This window comes from Streptomyces sp. TLI_053 (assembly GCF_900105395.1).
Classification (GTDB): domain Bacteria; phylum Actinomycetota; class Actinomycetes; order Streptomycetales; family Streptomycetaceae; genus Kitasatospora.
In genome coordinates this window covers 6,034,174-6,051,538 of the sequence record NZ_LT629775.1, presented here as the reverse complement: position 1 = coordinate 6,051,538, position 17,365 = coordinate 6,034,174, and the positions used below count along the sequence as shown (strand labels likewise).

The following is a 17,365-nucleotide window of genomic DNA, read 5'->3' as shown; positions in this document are numbered from 1 at the left end:
GCGGTCCCGAGGACGCGCCCTAGGCGCGCCGGATCACGATGTCCCCGACCTGGGTGCGGGCCTTGACCTGGACGGTCTCCCCGCCCCCGGTGGGCGCGCCCGAGGAGTCCAGCGCGTTCCGGACCGAGCCGACCCCGGTGTGCACGTCCAGCCAGGCGGCGGTGCCCTCGGCGATGCCGACCTCGACGGTGCCGACGGCGGTCTCCAGCGCGGCGCGACCCCGGACGAGTTCGCCGATCCGCAGACTGCCGTTGGCGGACCGGAGGTCGGCCCCGGCCAGCGCGGTGCCGACGGTGACGGCGCCGTTGGCCGCCACGGCCCGCAGATCTCCGCCGACCTCCCCGACGACGGTCTCGCCGTTGAGGTTGTCGACCTTCAGCGCACCCCCGACGGTGCCGATCTCTATCCGGCCGGAGGCCGCCACCTCGGCGTTCCCGTCGGCCCGCCCCAGCCGGACCTCGCCGAGCTCGTTCCTCAGCTCGGCGGCCGCCGCCTCCTCGACCCGGATCCGGCCGACCGAGGTCCTGATCCGGCAGTCGCCGTAGACGCCCTCCAGCGAGAAGTCGCCCATCGGCGCGTCGGCGTCCACCGAGGAGCCGACCGGGATCTCGACGGTGATGTCGACCGATCCGGTCCTCCCGAAGATCCCGCGCTTCTTCGGGACCTTGACGAGCAGCGCGCCGTCGGCGCAGGAGACCGTGGCCTGCTCGGCCAGCCGGACGTCCAGCGCGGCGCCGGGGTCGGTCGGGCGGACCTCGACCAGGGTGTCGGTGCGCTTGGCGGCCGTGATCCGGACCGCGCCGATGTCGAACCGCAGGGTGGCGCGGATCGGGCCCGGGGTGTCGAAAGAAGGCATGGCTGTTCCGTCCTCGTGGCTCTGTGCTGCGTTTCCGCAGGTAAAAGGGGTTACTGACGGATGTTCGAGAGGTGGGGCCGACTGCCGACGGAGCCGGTGGTCAGCGGACCCAGCCCGTGAAGCCCTGACCGACCCCGCGGCCGGCCCTCGGCCCGGGCCCGGCGGGCGCGGCCGGCTCCAGCGCGGCGGCGACGGCCCGGACCAGCCAGGCGTTGACGGAGAGGCCCTCCTGTCCGGCGGCCTCCTCGACCCGGGCCTTGAGGTGACCGGGCAGCCGGAAGTTGATCCGGGCGGTGGTGCCGTCCTCGCCCTCCCCGCCCGCACCGGGCGGCGCCACCGGTGGCACCATCGGCGGCGCCACCGGGCCGGGCCCGGCCGGCCCCGCCTCGTGGAACGGCCCCGGCCCGTGGAACGAGTCGGCGCCCGGCGGCACGGTGACCACGAACTCCGGGTCGAGCCCGCGCAGCCGGACGTCCACCGATCCGGGGGCCAGCTCCCTGGTCACCTCCCCCATCGCGGCAGAGAGGGCGTTCAGCAGCGTGAGCCGGGCGGCCGACTCCAGCGGCAGGGTCAGGCGCTCGGCCAGAGCGCGCGCTTCGTCCCCGCCCGCACCCGCGGCCACCGCGAGCTCGTGCCGGAGGTTGTCGACGTACGGCGTGAGGTCCATGCCAGAAGAATGGCACACCCGTGGCGCCATGTCGAGCGATTTGGCGCCACGACGTGGCGCCACTCGAACGAGTGAATGGCGCCACGCCCGGCCGGCGACCCGCACCGGAAACGCCGAAGGCCCCGCCGGCAACCGCCGACGGGGCCCCGCAGCCACGGGAGCCGCAGCTCAGACCTGGCGCCACCGGGCCAGGTGGGCGTCGATCTCCCCGGCCAGCCGGGCCTTGCCGGTGGCATCCAGGAAGGACGCGTCCACCGCGTTCTTCGCCAGCGCGGCCACCCCGGCCTCGTCCAGACCGAGCAGTCGCGCCGCGACCGCGTACTCGGTGTTGAGGTCGGTGCCGAACATCGGCGGGTCGTCGCTGTTGACGGTCACCAGCAGTCCGGCGTCGACCATCCGCTTGATCGGGTGGTCCTCGATCCGCTCCACCGCCCGGGTGGCGATGTTGGACGTGGGGCAGACCTCCAGCGGGATCCGGTGCTCGCCCAGGTGGTCCAGCAGCGCCGGGTCCGCGACCGCCTGGGTGCCGTGGCCGATCCGCTCGGCACCGAGCACCCGCAGCGCGTCCCAAACCGTCTCCGGCCCGGTGGTCTCCCCCGCGTGCGGGACGCTGCGCAGGCCGGCCGCCCGGGCCCGGTCGAAGTAGGGCTTGAACTGCGGGCGCGGGACGCCGATCTCCGGGCCGCCGAGGCCGAAGCTGACCAGGCCCTCGGGCGCCAGGTCGACGGCGAGCCGGGCGGTCTCCTCCGCGGCCGCGAGACCGGCCTCGCCGGGGATGTCGAAGCACCAGCGGAGCACCACCCCGAGCTCCTTCTCGGCGCGGTGGCGGGCGTCCTCGATGGCCTCCATGAAGGCGACGTCGGGGATGCCCCGGCTGACCGAGGAGTACGGGGTGACGGTCAGCTCGGCGTAGCGGATGTTCTGCCGCGCCATGTCCTCGGCCACGCCGTAGGTGAGGGCGCGGACGTCCTCGGCGTCCCGGACCAGGTCCACGACGCTCAGGTAGACCTCGATGAAGTGCGCGAAGTCGGTGAAGGTGAAGTACTCGGCGAGGGCCGCCGGGTCGAGGGGCACCTTGGTCCGGGACCGGTGCCGGGCGGCCAGTTCGGCCACCACCCGGGGCGAGGCCGATCCGACGTGGTGGACGTGCAGTTCCGCCTTCGGCATCGCGGCGATGAACGCCTCGATGGAGCGGTCCGCGGACTCCGCGGGGGTGCTGCTGGGGGTTCCGATCCGACTTCCGTCCGGCTGGACCACGGTGGTGCCCTTTCTTCCTCTGCCTCGACGAGCCGCCGCGCCGCGCGCACTTCTACGCGCGTACGAGGTGGTGCTGGCAAGGATAGAGGCGGGCGGTGCGGCGGGGACGGCGGGCACACCCCCGTGCCGCCCGCCGTCCCCGCCGTCCCGCCCGCCACCGCGTCTCGCTCCGCGGGCGGATCTGCGCCCCGGTGGGCCGCCGTGCCGCGGAACCTGCTGGCACCACTGTGGCGCACGCCGCCGGGACCGCCGGACCGTTTTCGGCCGTCCCACCGCGTCCCCGGCCACCGGTGGCGGTATTTCCGCAGGTCAGAGCCCCGATAGGAGTGGTGTCTCAAGCTTCGGTTGGAGACACCGGCGCTGTCTCAGCCGCCGAACGCGACCGCCACCGAGTGGATCAGCAGCCCGGCCAGCGCACCGACCACGGTGCCGTTGATCCGGATGAACTGGAGGTCCCGGCCGACGTTGGCCTCGATCTTGCGCGAGGCGTCGTCCGCGTCCCAGCCCGCCACCGTCTCGGAGATCAGCGAGGTGATCTCGGTGCGGTAGGTGCTGACCAGGTACTGGGCGGCGTCCTGCAGCCAGCCGTCCGCCTTGGCCTGGAGCCTGGGATCGGTGGCCAGGCGCGCACCGAAGGTCCGCACGCCCTCGCGGATGCGCCGGCGCAGCTCGCTGTCCTCGTCCTCGGCGGCGTTCAGCACCAGCGAGCGGACGGCCGCCCAGGTGGAGGCGATCAGCTCCTGCACCTCGGGCCGGGCGAGCAGCTCGCCCTTGGCCCGCTCGACCCGGGCGATGGTCTCCGGGTCGGTCTGCAGCTCGGTGGCGAAGTCGGCGAGGAAGTTGTCGATCGCGCCGCGCGCCGGGTGCTCCTGGTCGTCCCTGATGTCGGTGACGAACCGCATCAGCTCCTTGTAGACGCGCTCGCCGACCTGGTGGTCGAGGAACTTCGGGGTCCAGCCGGGGGTCTTCTGGGTGACCCGCTGGACCACCTCGGCGTGGTTCTCGGCCAGCCAGTCGTGCGCCCGGACCGCTACCAGGTCGACCACCCCGTGGTGGCCGCCGTCCGCGACCACCTTGCCGAGCATCCGGCCGGCCGGCTCGGCGACCGAGGTGGCGGCGGCCCGCCGGGTCACCGCCTCGGCGACGACCGCCTGCACGTCGTCGTCGCGGAGCACCGCCAGCACGCCGCGCAGCGCCGCCGAGGCCTCCTTGGTGACCCGTTCGGCGCTGCCGGGCGCGGCCAGCCACTCGCCCAGCCGGCGGGCGATGCCGAGCGCGGCGAGCCGTTCGCGCACCACCTGGCCGGAGAGGAAGTTCTCGCCGACGAAGTCGCCCAGCGACCGGCCGAAGGAGTCCTTCTTGGTCGGGATGATGGCGGTGTGCGGGATGGGCAGGCCGAAGGGGCGCCGGAACAGCGCGGTCACCGCGAACCAGTCGGCCAGCGCGCCGACCATGCCGGCCTCGGCGGCGGCCGCCAGGTAGCCGGCCCAGGCGCCCGCGCCGGCCGCCTTCGCCCAGGTGGCCAGGGCGAACACCAGGGTCGCGAGGGCCAGCAGGCCGGTCGCGATGGCCTTCATCCGGCGGACGCCGCGTCTCTTCTCCTCGTCGGCCGCGGTGAACCGCATCCCGGGGCCGGTCCCGCTCAAGGCTTCGTCGCTCACCCCGCCAGTCTGCCCGTTGCCCGGCGCGAACGGACGGCGCGTCCGGTGGTCGCGCGCCGGTCGACCGCCACGCCCGCCCGCGCGGGGCGGTACGGCCGGACGGGAGCCGGACCTCAGGCGCCCCCGAGCACGATCCGGCGCACCCCCGGCACGCCCGCCCAGCGCTCGGGATCGGTGCACCGCCGACCGTCCAGCAGCACCCTGACGCCCGGCAGGTCGGCCGGGGCCAGGTCCCGGTACTCCGGGTGGTCCGCCTGCAGCACCGCCGCCGCCACCGGCTCGCCCCCGTACGGGGGCAGTCCCAGCGCCGTCAGTTCCTCCGCCGGGTACAGCGGGTCGGCCACGTACGGCCGGGCACCCGCCGCCCGCACCGCCTCCACCAGCGGGAACACCCCGGAGTAGGCGGTCTCCTTGACCCCGCCCCGGTACGCGGCGCCGAGCACCAGCACGCCCTTCCCGGCGATCCCGCCCTCCAGCGCGCCGTCCAGCACCCCGACCGCGTAGGCCGGCATCTCCAGGTTGGCCGCCCGGGCCGCGCGGACCACCGTCGCCGAGGGGTCGTTCCACAGGTAGAGCCGCGGGTAGACCGGGATGCAGTGCCCGCCGACCGCCACGCCCGGCCGGTGCAGATGGCTGAACGGCTGCGAGTTGCAGGCGTCGGCGACGGCGGCGAAGTCCACCCCGATCCGGTCCGCGTACCGGGCGAACTGATTGGCCAGCGCGATGTTGACGTCCCGGTAGGTGGTCTCGGCGAGCTTGGCGAACTCCGCCGCCTCGGCGGACTCCAGCTCCCACACCCCGTTCGGCCGGCCCCGCGCCGCCAGTTCGGGGCGCGGGTCGAAGTCCAGCACCGCCCGGTAGAACTCGGCGCCGCGCCGGGTGGCGGCCGGGTCGGTGCCGCCCACCAGCTTGGGGTACCGGCGCAGGTCGGCGAAGACCCGGCCGGTGCGGACCCGCTCAGGACTGAAGACCAGCGCGAAGTCCCGGCCCGGGGTCAGTCCGGAGCCCGCCGCCAGGCGGGGCGCCCACCGGCCCCGGGTGACACCCACCGGCAGGGTGGTCTCGTAGCTGACCAGCGTGCCCCGGCGCAGCCCGGCCGCGACCGCGTCGGTCGCGGCGTCGAGCAGGGTGAAGTCGGGCGTACCGTCGGCGGCGGTGACCAGCGGCACGACCAGGACGACCGCCTCGGCTCCGGCGACGGCGGCCGAGGTGTCGGTGGTGGCGCGCAGCCGGCCCTCGGCGACCACCCGCTTGAGCGCCTCGTCCAGTCCGGCCTCGCGGGGGAACGGCGGCCGGCCCTGGTTGACCGCCTCGACCACCGGCGGCGCGACGTCGGCACCGGTCACCCGGTGGCCCTTGGCGGCGAACTGGACCGCGAGCGGCAGTCCGAGCTTGCCCAGGCCCACCACACAGATGTCGAGCGGGATCATCGCCGTCCCCCGTTCCGGCCGTCGGCGGCCACCGCGTCGGCGAGCCGGCGCCAGGCCGGGTAGCCGCGCAGCCGGCGGCGCACCTGGGCGGGCACCGCGCCGCGCCAGAGCTGCTGCACCAGCGTGGGCGGCCTCGGCCCGGTCTCCCCGCCCGCCTCCGGGTCCACCGGCGCCGGCGCCGCCGGCCCCTCCTCGCCGAGCAGGAACAGCTCGTCCGCGAGCGCCGCCGCGCCGTCCCGGAACACCGGGTAGGCCGCGTACCGCCGCCGGACCCCGTCCGGCCCGGTCTCGGACACCTCCGGCGGTGCGCCGTGCTCCGCCTCGTACGCGATCAGCTCGCGCAGTTCCGCGTACCGGCCGGTGGCGGCCAGCTCCAGCCTGACCCGGTCGGGCACCGCGAGCCGGTGGTACACCTCGCGGGCGCCGAACTGCCGGACGAGTTCGCCGACGCCTTCGCAGACCTGGTCCCGCAGCCCGGCGTCGAGGGCGAGCAGGCCCTCCTGGAGCAGCTGCGGCACCTCCCAGCCGAAGTGCCGCGCCCTGATCGCGTCCAGCTGGGCGCCGGGCGCGGCCAGTTCGGCGGCCACCCACTGCACGGCCGCGACCCCGCGGACCCGGTCCAGCGCGCCGGCCCGCTGGGTGACGTTGCCCCGGTCCTCGCGCAGCACCAGGAAGTAGTGGTCGTAGTCGGCGAGGACGGAGATCCGGCGGGCCCGCAGGCAGGCGGCGAGGGTGAAGGGCTGGTCGGAGTAGACCTTCAGCTCCTCCTTGCGCGCCAGGTTGTGCCGCCTGATCAGGTCGAGCCGGAACAGCTTGGTGTCGGCGAGCGCCCAGGCCAGCGCGGAGTCCTCGAAGCCGACCGAGGCGGCGGTGGCGTCGAAGATGCCCTGCGGCACCAGCCGGCCGTTCACCCCGACCTGCTTGGGGATCAGGACGTCCGACCCCCACGCGTCCGCGGAGTCGACCATCCGTGCCAGGGCCTCGTCGCCGAGCCAGTCGTCGGCGCCGAGGAAGAGCACGTAGCGGCCGCGGGCGAGCGCCAGCCCGCGGTTGGTCGGCGCGGCCGGGCCGCCGGAGTTGGCCTGGTGGACGACCTGGAACAGCCCGGGGTGCCGGGCCGCGTAGCCGTCGAGCAGGTCGCCGCCGCCGTCCGTGGAGCCGTCGTCGACCGCGACCACCTCCATGCGCGCGTGCCCGATGGTCTGCCGGACCAGGGAGTCCAGACAGGCGGTCAGGTACGGCATGGTGTTGTAGACCGCGATCACCACGGTCACGTCGGGTACGGTCATCGGGCGCTGCCCTCCGGTGCGCGGGTCGCCGAGCGGTCGCCGCCCGGCGGCGCGCCGTCCGCGGAACGGAGCGGGCGGCACGGCGCCGGGCGATGCAAGGTCAACTCGGCGGCACGCCGCGGGGTCACGTCCACCACTCGCACGAGCGAGGCGGGCCGAACGCCCGGCCGGGCGGCGAACGCCCGGCCGGACGACGGTCCGGCCCCTCCGCACGGCAGGTCGCCCGGCCGGGCGGCGGGGCCCGGAGCCAGGCGGCCCCTCAGCCGATCGCGACCTCGGCGTACATCCGGGCGATCACGTCCTCGATCGCCGGCTCCCGCACCGACAGGTCGACCAGCGGGTAGCGGGCGGCGACGGCCGCCACCACCGGGGCCGCGCTCTCCTGCGCCGGGAAGGCCAGCCACTGGCGCGGGCCCTCCACCCGGACCACCCGGGCGCCGGGCACCTCGATCGGCGGGTGGCTCCCGGCCAGGTCGACGACCAGGGTCCGCTCGCTGTCGCCCGCCGCGTGCAGGGCCTCGAGACCGCCGTCGTGGACCACCCGGCCGTGGTCGATCACCATGACCCGGTCGCACAGCTGCTCGATGTCGGTGAGGTCGTGGGTGGTGAGCAGCACCGTGGTGCCGAGGTCGCGGTTGACCTCGCGCAGGAACTCCCGCACCTTGGCCTTGCTGACCACGTCCAGGCCGATGGTCGGCTCGTCGAGGTACAGCACCCGCGGGTCGTGCAGCAGCGCGGCGGCGAGGTCGCCGCGCATCCGCTGGCCGAGCGAGAGCTGGCGGACGGGTGTGTCGAGCAGCGCGCCGAGGTCGAGCAGTTCGACGCAGCGGTCCAGGTTGGCGCGATATCGGTGCTCGGGGATCCGGTAGAGCCGGCGGGCCAGTTCGTAGGAGTCGCGCAGCGGGAGGTCCCACCAGAGTGTGGTGCGCTGACCGAAGACGACGCCGATCCGGCGGGCCAGGGCGACCCGTTCCCGGGCCGGGTCGACACCGGCGACGCGCAGCCGTCCGGCGGTGGGGACGAGGATGCCGGTCAGCATCTTGACGGTGGTGGACTTGCCGGCGCCGTTCGGGCCGATGTAGCCGACGCACTCGCCGGCCTCGACGGTGAAGCTCAGCCCGTCGACGGCGCGCACCTCGCGCTTCTGCCGCCGCAGCCGGCCGGCCCTGGTGCGCACGGTGAAGGTGCGGCGGACGTCCTCGAGTTCGATCAGTGCCATGGTGTTTCCTCAGGTGTCGGGGGTGGGGGACCGGGCGCCGGGTCAGCCGCCGGCGCCGCGGTAGGCGCGCAGCCCGGCGCGCCAGGCCAGGCCGGCGGCGGTCAGGGCGAGCACGGCCGCGAGCGGGGAGGCGTACTGGAAGGCGGTGGGCAGGCCGAGCGGATCGGGCCGGTCGAGGATCCGCAGCGCCGGCAGCCAGTTGACGAAGGCCAGCGGGATGCCGAACACGGTGCCGGCGACGAGCTCCTTGGCGAAGACCGTCGGCGGGTACTGCAGCACGGTGGCGCCGCCGTAGGTGAAGGAGTTCTGGAGCTCCTTGGCCTCGCCCCACCAGAACTGGAGGCTGGCGAAGCCGATGAACACCGCGGCGAAGATCAGCGTGCCGCAGACCACCAGGACCGGCAGCAGCAGTACCCGGTCCCAGGTCCAGTGGACGTCCAGCACGGTCAGCGACCAGATCAGCACGCCCACCGCCTGGACGGGCCGGCCGAGCCGGCGCAGCGAGAACCGCTCGGCGCACAGCTGGGCGAGCGCGGGCGCGGGCCGGACCAGCATGATGTCCAGCGTGCCGGTGCGGATCCGCTCGCCCAGGGCGTCGATCGAGCCGACGAAGAGGTTCGCCAGGCCGAGGGCCAGCGCCGAGGTGCCGTAGAGGAAGCCGAGTTCGGGCAGGGTCCAGCCGCCGAGGGTGTCGGTGTGGCGGAACATCAGGACGACCACGACGAAGTCGAGGAAGGTCACCACGACGTTGGCGCAGAGCATCATCACGAACGACGCCCGGTAGGACATGATCGCCCTGGTCCACATCGCGGCGGCGAGCCACCAGGAGCGCACCGCCCAGGCCGTCCGGGTCGCGGCGGACTCGCGGGTGACGGCGGGGAGCGGTGCCCGGGTCACGAGGGCCTGGTCAGCCACCCTGGACCACCACCTTGCGGGTCGCCAGCAGCTGAACCAGCCGGCCGGCCGCGAGCAGCACGACGGCCCAGCCGAGCTGGAAGCCGAGCGCGCCGAGCAGGCCGGGGCCGGTGGCGCGCTCCAGGAAGACGTCGGTGGGCACCTTCACCAGCGCCGCCCAGGGCAGCAGCGGGGCGAGGTCGCCGAGCAGGCCGGGGAAGAGCGCGAGCGGCAGCAGCATCCCGGAGAAGAACATCGACACCACCAGGGTCACCGAGCGCACCCCCTCGGAGTCCTGCAGCCAGAAGCCGGTGAGCGAGACGAGGAAGCGCACCCCGAAGCTGACCACCACCGCGAGCAGGGTGGCGAGCAGGAAGAACACCCAGGTCAGCGGGTTCTCGGGGAGCCGGACCCGGAAGACCAGGGAGCCGACCAGCATCGGTGGCACACCCCGGGCGAGCAGGTGGAAGGCGGCCCGGCCGAGGTCGGTGGCCAGCCACCAGCCCTGGAAGTCCACCGGGCGGTAGAGGTCGACGGCGATGTCGCCGCTGCGGAAGCGCTCCTGGACGTCGTCCTGGAAGCCGCCGCCCATGACGGCGACGGTGACCAGCAGGCCCTGGCTGACCCAGATGTAGGTGACGGCGGTGACCTCGTCGTAGCCGCCGAGTCCGGGGCGGGAGTGCCAGAGGGCGAGGAAGGTGGAGGCGAGGATGAAGCCGAAGACGGTGTTGGTGAAGGCCCCGGCGAGGCTGGCAGCCCGGTAGGTGGAGAAGCGCCGGAACGCGCCCCGGACGACGGCCGCGTAGAGGCCCAGGGCCGCGGGGAGGTCCGCCGCGGCCCTGCCCGGGGCGGCGACCGGGCGCGGCGGACACGGGGGCGCGGAGGTGTTGCCGACGGGATCAGGAGGATGGAGCCCAGCGTTCTGCATATTGTCTCCTTATCGACAAAGAGCGGCGCAGGGAGACCCCTGGCCGCGAGGACGCATGCCGGACCGGCCCCGACCACCGCACCCGGGGGGTACCGGGCCTGGCGGGCGGAGCTGCGACGGACCGGAGTCCGAAGTGGCCGCGCTATGTCGTTAGCACCTTTCACCGTAGCGCCGGACAGTCCGGTGCGCACCCGGTTTTCCCCCGGCCGCCCGGCCCCGCCCCACCACCTGATCGACGGTCAAATAGCACATAATCTCGGCATGACCTTGAGCACCGGCCGCCGTGCCAGAAGGGACGCCCGCCGCGAGGCGCGCCGCGCCCTGCCGCTGCTGCGGCGGCTGCTGCCCACCTGGCGGATCTGCCTCGGCACCGTGTTCGGCGCCCTGCTGATCGCCGTCGGCGCCTTCGCCGTGCTCTACGTCATCGTCCCGCTGCCCGACCCCAACGCCCAGGCCGTCGCCCAGAGCAACATCTACCTCTACGCCGACGGCGTCACCGAGATCGCCCGCACCGGGACCGTCAACCGCACCGACGTCGGCATCGAGAAGATCCCCGTCAGCACCCGGCAGGCCGTCGTCTCCGCCGAGGACCGCACCTTCTACCAGAACCGCGGCATCGACCTGAAGGGCATGGTCCGGGCCGGCTGGAACACCCTGACCGGCCAGGGCATGCAGGGCGGCTCCACCATCACCCAGCAGTACGTCAAGAACTACTACCTCACCCAGAGCCGGACCATCGAACGCAAGGGCCGCGAACTCCTTATCGCCCTCAAGGTCGACCAGCAGCGCGACAAGAACGAGATCCTCGCCGGCTACCTCAACACCAGCTACTTCGGCCGCGGCGCCTACGGCATCCAGAGCGCCGCCCGCGCCTACTACGGCACCGACGTCTCCGAACTCACCCTCGCGCAGAGCGCCTACCTCGCCGCCCTGCTCCAGGCCCCCAGCGCCTACGACGTGAAGACCGCCACCCCCGCCAACCGCGAACGCGCCCTCGCCCGCTGGCAGTACACCCTCGACGGCATGGTCCAGCTCGGCTTCATCAGCGCCACCGAACGCGCCGACACCGCCTTCCCCGACCCGATCGACCCGCAGCCCGCCACCGGCCTGGCCGGCCAGGCCGGCTACCTGGTCGGCGTCGCCGACGACTACCTGGTCACCAACCGCATCCTCGACTCCGCCACCCTCAAGGCCGGCGGCTGGCGCATCACCACCACCTTCGACCAGGACAAGCAGGACGCCTTCGCCCGCGCCGTCCACGAGGAACTCACCACCGAACTCGACCCCGCCGCCCGGCCCGCCACCGACACCGACGTCCGCGTCGCCGGCGCCTCCGTCGAACCCGCCACCGGCCGCGTCGTCGCCGTCTACGGCGGCCCCGACTACGCCAGACAGCCCTACAACGACGCACTGCGCCAGGACAACCAGATCGGCTCCACCTTCAAACCGATCGACCTCGCCGCCGGCCTCGCCTCCCACCGCGGCAGCAGCTCCGACGGCCTCCCGATCAGCACCGAGACCCACTACGACGGCACCAGCGAACGCCCCGTCACCGACGGCCCCACCCCGTACGCGCCGCCCAACGAGGACGACATCGACTACGGCTCCATCACCCTGCGCCAGGCCATGGTCAAGTCCGTCAACTCGGTGTACGCGCAGGAGGGGGTGGACGCCGGCCTCGCCCACGTCCGGGAGACCGCCGTCCGGCTCGGCATCCCCGCCGACGTGCCCGGCATGGACCCGGCCAACACCTCGATGACCCTCGGCACCGCCACCCCCAGCGCCCTCGACCTGGCCGGCGTCTACGCCGCCCTGGCCAACCACGGCGAGGCACACCGCCCCTGGTCGGTCGCCGCGCTGGAACGGGTCAACCCCGGCCCCGGGCAACTCGACGTACCGGACCTGCCCGACCGGCCCGCCACCACCGCCCTCGACCGCGGCACCGCCGACGCCGTCACCGACGTCCTGCGCGACGTCATCGGCCCACACGGCACCGGCGCCGCCGCCCTCGACCTCGGACGCCCCGCCGCCGGAAAGACCGGCACCACCGACGCCAACCTCTCCGCCTGGTTCGCCGGCTACACCCCCGAACTCGCCACCACCGTCGGACTCTTCCGGGAGAACCCGAAGACCCACGCCAAGGAACCGCTGGCCGGCACCGCCGGCTACGCCCGGATCAACGGCGGCGCCTTCCCCACCCGGATCTGGACCAGCTACATGGGCGACGCCCTGGACGGCACCGCCGTCGGGTCCTTCGACCTCCAGCCCACCGAGGCCGTCAAGTGGCCCGTCGTCGCCGCCCCGAGCACCACCCCGAGCACCACCGCGCCGGCCTCGGCCTCCCCGACCGCCACCCCCGCCCCGTCACCCCCGGCCGGAGGCGCCGGAGGCACCGGAGGCGCGCCGGTCCCCGCCGCCCCGGCCCCGACCGCCCCCCGCCGGCCCACCGCCACCAACGGCCCCGGCGCCACCGCACCGGACCCGGTCATCACCCTCGTCACGCCCGAACCCCCCACCCTGGTGCCGCCCACCCGGCCCGAACCCACCCGGACCCAGCCCTCCCCACCGCCGGACCCACCGCCACCCGCCCCACCACCCAACCGGGCACCACCTCCCCCACCGGAGCCCCGGAACCCACCCGCTCCCCCGCACCGCCGCCCACCGGCGCCACCAAACCCCCCAGCACCAGCAGGCCCCCGGCCACCGCCGACCCGGCCGGCCCGCCGCCCGCCTGAACCGACCCCGCCCGCAGCTCCCCCCGGCTCCCACCGGCTCGGACTCAGGCCACCAGCTCCCGCTCCAACGGCGTCCGGAACCTCGGCGTCACCCGCACCTCCCCCAACCAGCCCACCAACCGCTCCGCCTCCACCCCGACCGCCGCCACCGCCTCCGCCCCCACGTCCCCGAACAGCCGCCACACCACCTCACCGTCCGCCCGCTGCGCCCAGCCGCCGACCACCCGGCCGCACCACCACACCGTCGGCCCGGCGTTCCCCGCCCGGTCGAACAGGGCCGGCACGTCCTCCGGCCGCAGGTACCAGTCCCGCCCCCGCCAGCCCATCACCGCCGGATCCAGCCCCGGCAACAACGCCGCCCACGGCTCCGGCTCCGCCACCTCCCCCTCGTCCCCCGGCAGCACCAGCCCCACCGCGCCGCCCGCCGCACCGCCGGCCGCACCCCCCGGCAGCGCCACCTCCACCGCCCCCACGTCGGCCAGCGCCCGCCGGACGTCCCCCAGCGTCCAGCCCGTCCACCACTTCACGTCCTCGACCGTCCCCGGCCCGTACCGCGCCAGCCAGCGCCGCACCACCTCCGCCTTCGCCTCCCGCGCCGGCACCTCCGGCCACTGCTCCACCGGCGCCCACGGATAGCTGCTGCTCAACCACGACCCGCGCGGCCGCGACCGCCGCACATGCCCGTCCGAGGCCAGCAGCCGCAACAACCGGCTCCCCACACTCTGCTTCGCCTCGTACGGCTTGCCCGCCGCCATCAGCATGGTCTCCCGCAGCGCCGGCACCTCCGCGCCCAGCTCCGCCGTGGTCGCCTCCCCGCGCGCCGCGAGCACCGCCAGCACCGCCCGCTCGGTCTCCGCCAACCGCGCCTCGCTCCACCCCTCCGCGAACTCCCCCAGGTGCTTCAGCAGCGTCGCCCGCTCCTTCACCGCGATCGGCCGGGCCGCCCCCGCGCTCACGTACGGCGCGAACTCCTCGGTCACCGCGAACAGCGTCCGCCGCATCGACAGCAGCTTCACCAGCGAGACGTCCTCGTACAGCGCCCGCTCCACCTCCGCCGCCGACGGCTCCCGCAACCGCGCGCACGCCGACAGGTACACCGTCGCCGGATCGGAGGCGTGCAGGCCGACGACCGCGTCCGCCGCCCCCTCCACCCGCGCGACCCGCGCGGACGGCGCCAGCAGCAGCCGCCGCCCCAGCCGCGCCCGCCGCTGCCCGTCACCGATCCGCACCGGCCCACCACTCGTCATGCGCGGATCCTACGACCCGTCACCGACACTCCCCGGCAACGGATCCGACCGGCGCGAAGTGGTCTTGACCGCACACCGCCGACCCGCGCGACACTGGGACCGCCCTGAGCGTCCGCCGTCGCCACCGGCCGCGAGGCCACCACCGAGGAGTACTCGTGAACCGTCCCTCCGCGCTACGGCTGCGCGCCGCCGCAGCCCTCGTCGCCCCCGCCCTGCTGCTCGGCGGAGCCGGCACGGCCCTGGCCGCCCCGGCCGCGACGGCCCCGGCCGCGACCGCCCCCGCCCGGACCACCGCCGCGTTCGAGACGGCGGTCTTCGTCGGCACCGCCTGGAGCTCCACCCCCGACGGCGCGATCTACAGCGCCTCCGAGGCGGCCTACCGGAAGGCCGTCGCGGCCTTCTGGTGGCGCAACGAATGCGTCGTCGGCGACACCAGCCTCACCCGGGACCTCGGCTTCTTCCAGGGCACGGCCAACCTGTACTGCCGGCGCTGACCGGCCGCCGTCCCGCCGCGGCGCGCCCCGGTGGGACGGCACCCCGCGGCCGCGGCCGGGCTCAGGTGTTCGGCGACAGGACGAAGAGCGGGAACACCCGGCGCTGCGGCACCTCGCCGATCTCCTCCATCGCCGCCCGGATCTCCCGCAGATGGCCGACCGTCAGCTGCAACGGCACCTCGTGCGGCTGAAAGGTGTACCGGATCGGGTAGTCCACCCCCGGATCCGTACTCATCTCGACGTGGCAGCCCAGCACATGGCCGACCCGCCGCCCCTCGCAGAACTCCACCAGCCGCCCGATCGAGCGCCCGAACGCCGCCCAGTCCTGGATGTAGAGCCGGCCGGGGTAGACCGTGTCACCGGTGAGCAGGAACCCGGTCCACGCGTCGAAGAACGTCACCGCCGCCTCGTGGTGCCCCGGGGTCGCCAGACACTCCAGCACCCGGCCGCCGAGATCGACCCGCGCCACCGCGTCCGGGTCCGCGTCGAAGCCGAGGAACGCCCACGCGCTCGCCCTGTCCGCCCCCACCAGCCGGGTGTCCGGACGCCCCTCGAACTGCCCGTCCCCCGCCACGTGGTCCCCGTGCGCGTGGGTGTGCAGCACCAGCAGCTCGTACCCGTCCCGCGGGTTGCGCTCCAGCCACTCGCCGAGGAGGCCGTCGACGGTCTCCCGCAGCGGGAAGAACTCCGCCGACGCGGTCGCCCCGGTGTCGATCAGCACCGCCCGCTCGTTGCCGAACAGCAGGAACAGGAACGGCGCCTCGTAGTTGACCGCCATGTTCTGCCGCAGGATCACGGTGTGCTCGTCGTACCGGTGGACCTGGATGTCCGGATCGGTGTTGTGCTTCGCCGACTCCGAACCGTGGATCCACCGCACCCCGTCCAGCCCCCGCACCCCCGCGGCGGTCCCGCCGAAGTCGATCGAAGAGCCGTTCCCGCCCATGGCCGTCCCCCTTGCTCCGTCTTGCTCCGCGCACGCCGCCACCTGCGGCCCGTCCCGCTCGGGGACGCTACCACCGCGCCGCGACGCCCCCGGGGCCCGGGGAAACGGCGGCGGGCCGCCGCGCCCACGGCACGGCGGCCCGCCGGGGACCCGCGGTCAGCGGCTCACAGGTACAGCCCGGTCGACCCCTCGGTGTCGCCGAAGCGCATCGCCGCCACGGCGTGCAGATCACGCTCCCGCAGCAGCACGTAGGTGGCGCCGCGGACCTCGACCTCCAGCTTGTCCTCCGGGTCGTAGAGCACCCGGTCACCGGGCTCCACGGAGCGCACGCTCTGGCCGACGGCGACCGCCTCGGCCCAGGCGCAGCGCTTGGAGATCTCGGCCGTGGCCGGGATGAGGATGCCGCCGGTGGAGCGGCGCTCGCCCTCCCCGGCCTCGGTCCGCACCAGCACGCGGTCGTGCAGCATCTTGATCGGCAGCTTCTCGCCCAACCGGTCGTGGCGCCGCTCGTCGGCCTCGGCGGGGAGGGACTGCTGGGTGGGTTCGTCGTTCGTGCTCACGACCCCGAAGGTACCGCCCCCGGGCGTGGCGCGTGACGCCAGCCCGGGCCGCGGACGGCCGGGCCGGGGGCGGCACGTGCGGCCGGGCGCCCCGACGGACGGGCCCGACGTCGTCCGGGCCCGGACGACGTCGGGCCGGGCACCAGGTGCCCGGCCCAGGACGTGCCGCCGCGGATCAGCCCTTGCGGCGCTTGCGCGCGGAGGCGACCAGCAGCACCAGACCGACACCGACCAGCGCGGCCGGGACGATCCGCTCCTTGCGCGGCTGCCCCTTCTCGTCCACGAACTGCGCCCGGGCCTGCTCGACCAGCCCGCTCGCGGCCACGTACGCCCGGCCCGCCTTCTCCTCGACCGTGGCCACGGCCTTCGCCTTGACCTGGGCGGAGATGGTGGTCGGATGCACCCGCACGGCGAGCTCGTCCAGGGTCGCCGCCAGCTGGGTGCGGGTACGGGTGATGTCCGCCTCGATCTGGGCGGTCGTCCGCGCCGACTTGTCCGTAGTGCTCGCCTCGCCCACTCGGGCCACCCCATTCACTGATGTTGTCCTGTGCGACTGACCCAGTGTGTCAGCTGCCACCCGGGCCCGCGCGGCCCCACCCACCATCAGGGGTAAGTTTGCCGTGGTACGACTGCCCGCCCAGCACCAGGAGAAACCCCGTGAGTGAGCGTCTCCAGCCCGGTGACACCGCGCCCGCCTTCACCCTGCCCGACGCCGACGGCAACGACGTGTCCCTGGCCGGCCACCTCGGCCGCAAGGTGATCGTCTACTTCTACCCGGCCGCGCTCACCCCCGGCTGCACCAAGCAGGCCTGCGACTTCACCGACAACCTCGAGGTCTTCGCCGGCGCCGGCTACGACGTCATCGGCATCTCGCCGGACAAGCCGGAGAAGCTCGGCAAGTTCCGCGAGGCCGAGGACCTCAAGGTCACCCTGCTCTCCGACCCGGAGAAGAAGGTGCTGGAGGCCTACGGCGCGTTCGGCGAGAAGAAGCTCTACGGCAAGACCGTCACCGGCGTGATCCGGTCGACCGTGGTCGTGGACGAGCAGGGCAAGGTCGAGCACGCGCTGTACAACGTGAAGGCGACCGGCCACGTGGCCAAGCTGCTGCGCGACCTCAAGGTCAAGGCGGCCTGACCCGGGGCCTCCCCCGGCCCGGCCCGGACCTGACCCGGGGCTTCCCCCGGA

General features: G+C 74.5%; 15 protein-coding genes and 1 pseudogene. 3 read left to right on the top strand and 13 right to left on the bottom strand.

Annotated features, from left to right (window positions below; translation table 11 throughout):
• Positions 1 to 19 precede the first annotated feature (19 nt).
• The 9 genes from BLU95_RS24970 to BLU95_RS24930 form a co-directional block, all read right to left on the bottom strand.
• Positions 20 to 856, bottom strand: a complete 837-nt coding sequence (locus BLU95_RS24970) for a DUF4097 family beta strand repeat-containing protein (protein ID WP_093861961.1) — start codon at positions 854 to 856, stop codon at positions 20 to 22.
• A gap of 100 nt (positions 857 to 956) precedes the next feature.
• Entirely contained in the window at positions 957 to 1,523 is a 567-nt protein-coding gene (locus BLU95_RS24965) for a toxin-antitoxin system HicB family antitoxin (RefSeq protein ID WP_093861960.1), read from the bottom strand.
• Positions 1,524 to 1,691: 168 nt separating this feature from the next.
• A complete protein-coding gene (locus BLU95_RS24960; protein ID WP_286158656.1) occupies positions 1,692 to 2,756 on the bottom strand; it encodes an adenosine deaminase in 1,065 nt (354 codons plus the stop codon).
• A 389-nt stretch (positions 2,757 to 3,145) separates the two neighbouring features.
• Positions 3,146 to 4,405, bottom strand: coding sequence for a DUF445 domain-containing protein (locus BLU95_RS24955; RefSeq protein ID WP_093861959.1), 1,260 nt, complete (start codon positions 4,403 to 4,405; stop codon positions 3,146 to 3,148).
• 149 nt (positions 4,406 to 4,554) lie between these two features.
• Positions 4,555 to 5,871, bottom strand: coding sequence for a nucleotide sugar dehydrogenase (locus BLU95_RS24950; protein ID WP_093861958.1), 1,317 nt, complete (start codon positions 5,869 to 5,871; stop codon positions 4,555 to 4,557).
• Positions 5,868 to 7,160 (bottom strand): glycosyltransferase family 2 protein, encoded by a 1,293-nt coding sequence (locus BLU95_RS24945; RefSeq protein WP_093861957.1) that lies wholly within the window; start codon positions 7,158 to 7,160, stop codon positions 5,868 to 5,870. The genes BLU95_RS24950 and BLU95_RS24945 overlap by 4 nt, the downstream gene beginning before the upstream one ends.
• A 259-nt stretch (positions 7,161 to 7,419) precedes the next feature.
• The gene (locus BLU95_RS24940; RefSeq protein WP_093861956.1) at positions 7,420 to 8,379 is read right to left on the bottom strand and encodes an ABC transporter ATP-binding protein; all 960 of its coding nucleotides are present in this window, start codon (positions 8,377 to 8,379) and stop codon (positions 7,420 to 7,422) included.
• 42 nt (positions 8,380 to 8,421) lie between these two features.
• Positions 8,422 to 9,294, bottom strand: a complete 873-nt coding sequence (locus BLU95_RS24935) for an ABC transporter permease (RefSeq protein ID WP_353653508.1) — start codon at positions 9,292 to 9,294, stop codon at positions 8,422 to 8,424.
• A complete protein-coding gene (locus BLU95_RS24930; protein WP_093865102.1) occupies positions 9,287 to 10,087 on the bottom strand; it encodes an ABC transporter permease in 801 nt (266 codons plus the stop codon). Before BLU95_RS24930 ends, BLU95_RS24935 begins: the two co-directional genes overlap by 8 nt.
• Before the next feature lie 93 nt (positions 10,088 to 10,180).
• Here BLU95_RS24930 and BLU95_RS45605 point away from each other — a divergent pair.
• Positions 10,181 to 12,232, top strand: a pseudogene (locus BLU95_RS45605) (transglycosylase domain-containing protein); the annotation flags it as partial.
• 748 nt (positions 12,233 to 12,980) lie between these two features.
• Here the strand turns inward: BLU95_RS45605 and BLU95_RS24915 are convergent.
• Positions 12,981 to 14,183, bottom strand: a complete 1,203-nt coding sequence (locus BLU95_RS24915) for a winged helix DNA-binding domain-containing protein (RefSeq protein ID WP_093861955.1) — start codon at positions 14,181 to 14,183, stop codon at positions 12,981 to 12,983.
• A 155-nt stretch (positions 14,184 to 14,338) separates the two neighbouring features.
• On the opposite strand from BLU95_RS24915, the gene BLU95_RS24910 reads away from it, so the two are divergent.
• Positions 14,339 to 14,677: a hypothetical protein gene (locus BLU95_RS24910; protein ID WP_093861954.1), complete on the top strand. Its 339-nt coding sequence runs from the start codon at positions 14,339 to 14,341 to the stop codon at positions 14,675 to 14,677.
• 61 nt (positions 14,678 to 14,738) lie between these two features.
• On the opposite strand, the gene BLU95_RS24905 is transcribed toward BLU95_RS24910, so the two are convergent.
• The 3 genes from BLU95_RS24905 to BLU95_RS24895 all read right to left on the bottom strand — a co-directional run bounded on the left by BLU95_RS24905 (position 14,739) and on the right by BLU95_RS24895 (position 16,697).
• Positions 14,739 to 15,620: an MBL fold metallo-hydrolase gene (locus BLU95_RS24905; RefSeq protein ID WP_093861953.1), complete on the bottom strand. Its 882-nt coding sequence runs from the start codon at positions 15,618 to 15,620 to the stop codon at positions 14,739 to 14,741.
• 164 nt (positions 15,621 to 15,784) lie between these two features.
• Positions 15,785 to 16,087: a GroES family chaperonin gene (locus BLU95_RS24900; RefSeq protein ID WP_045944516.1), complete on the bottom strand. Its 303-nt coding sequence runs from the start codon at positions 16,085 to 16,087 to the stop codon at positions 15,785 to 15,787.
• 268 nt (positions 16,088 to 16,355) lie between these two features.
• A complete protein-coding gene (locus BLU95_RS24895; protein ID WP_231977765.1) occupies positions 16,356 to 16,697 on the bottom strand; it encodes a DUF3618 domain-containing protein in 342 nt (113 codons plus the stop codon).
• Between the two features lie 140 nt (positions 16,698 to 16,837).
• On the opposite strand from BLU95_RS24895, the gene bcp reads away from it, so the two are divergent.
• Positions 16,838 to 17,314, top strand: coding sequence for a thioredoxin-dependent thiol peroxidase (gene bcp, locus BLU95_RS24890; RefSeq protein ID WP_093861951.1), 477 nt, complete (start codon positions 16,838 to 16,840; stop codon positions 17,312 to 17,314).
• Positions 17,315 to 17,365 lie beyond the last annotated feature (51 nt).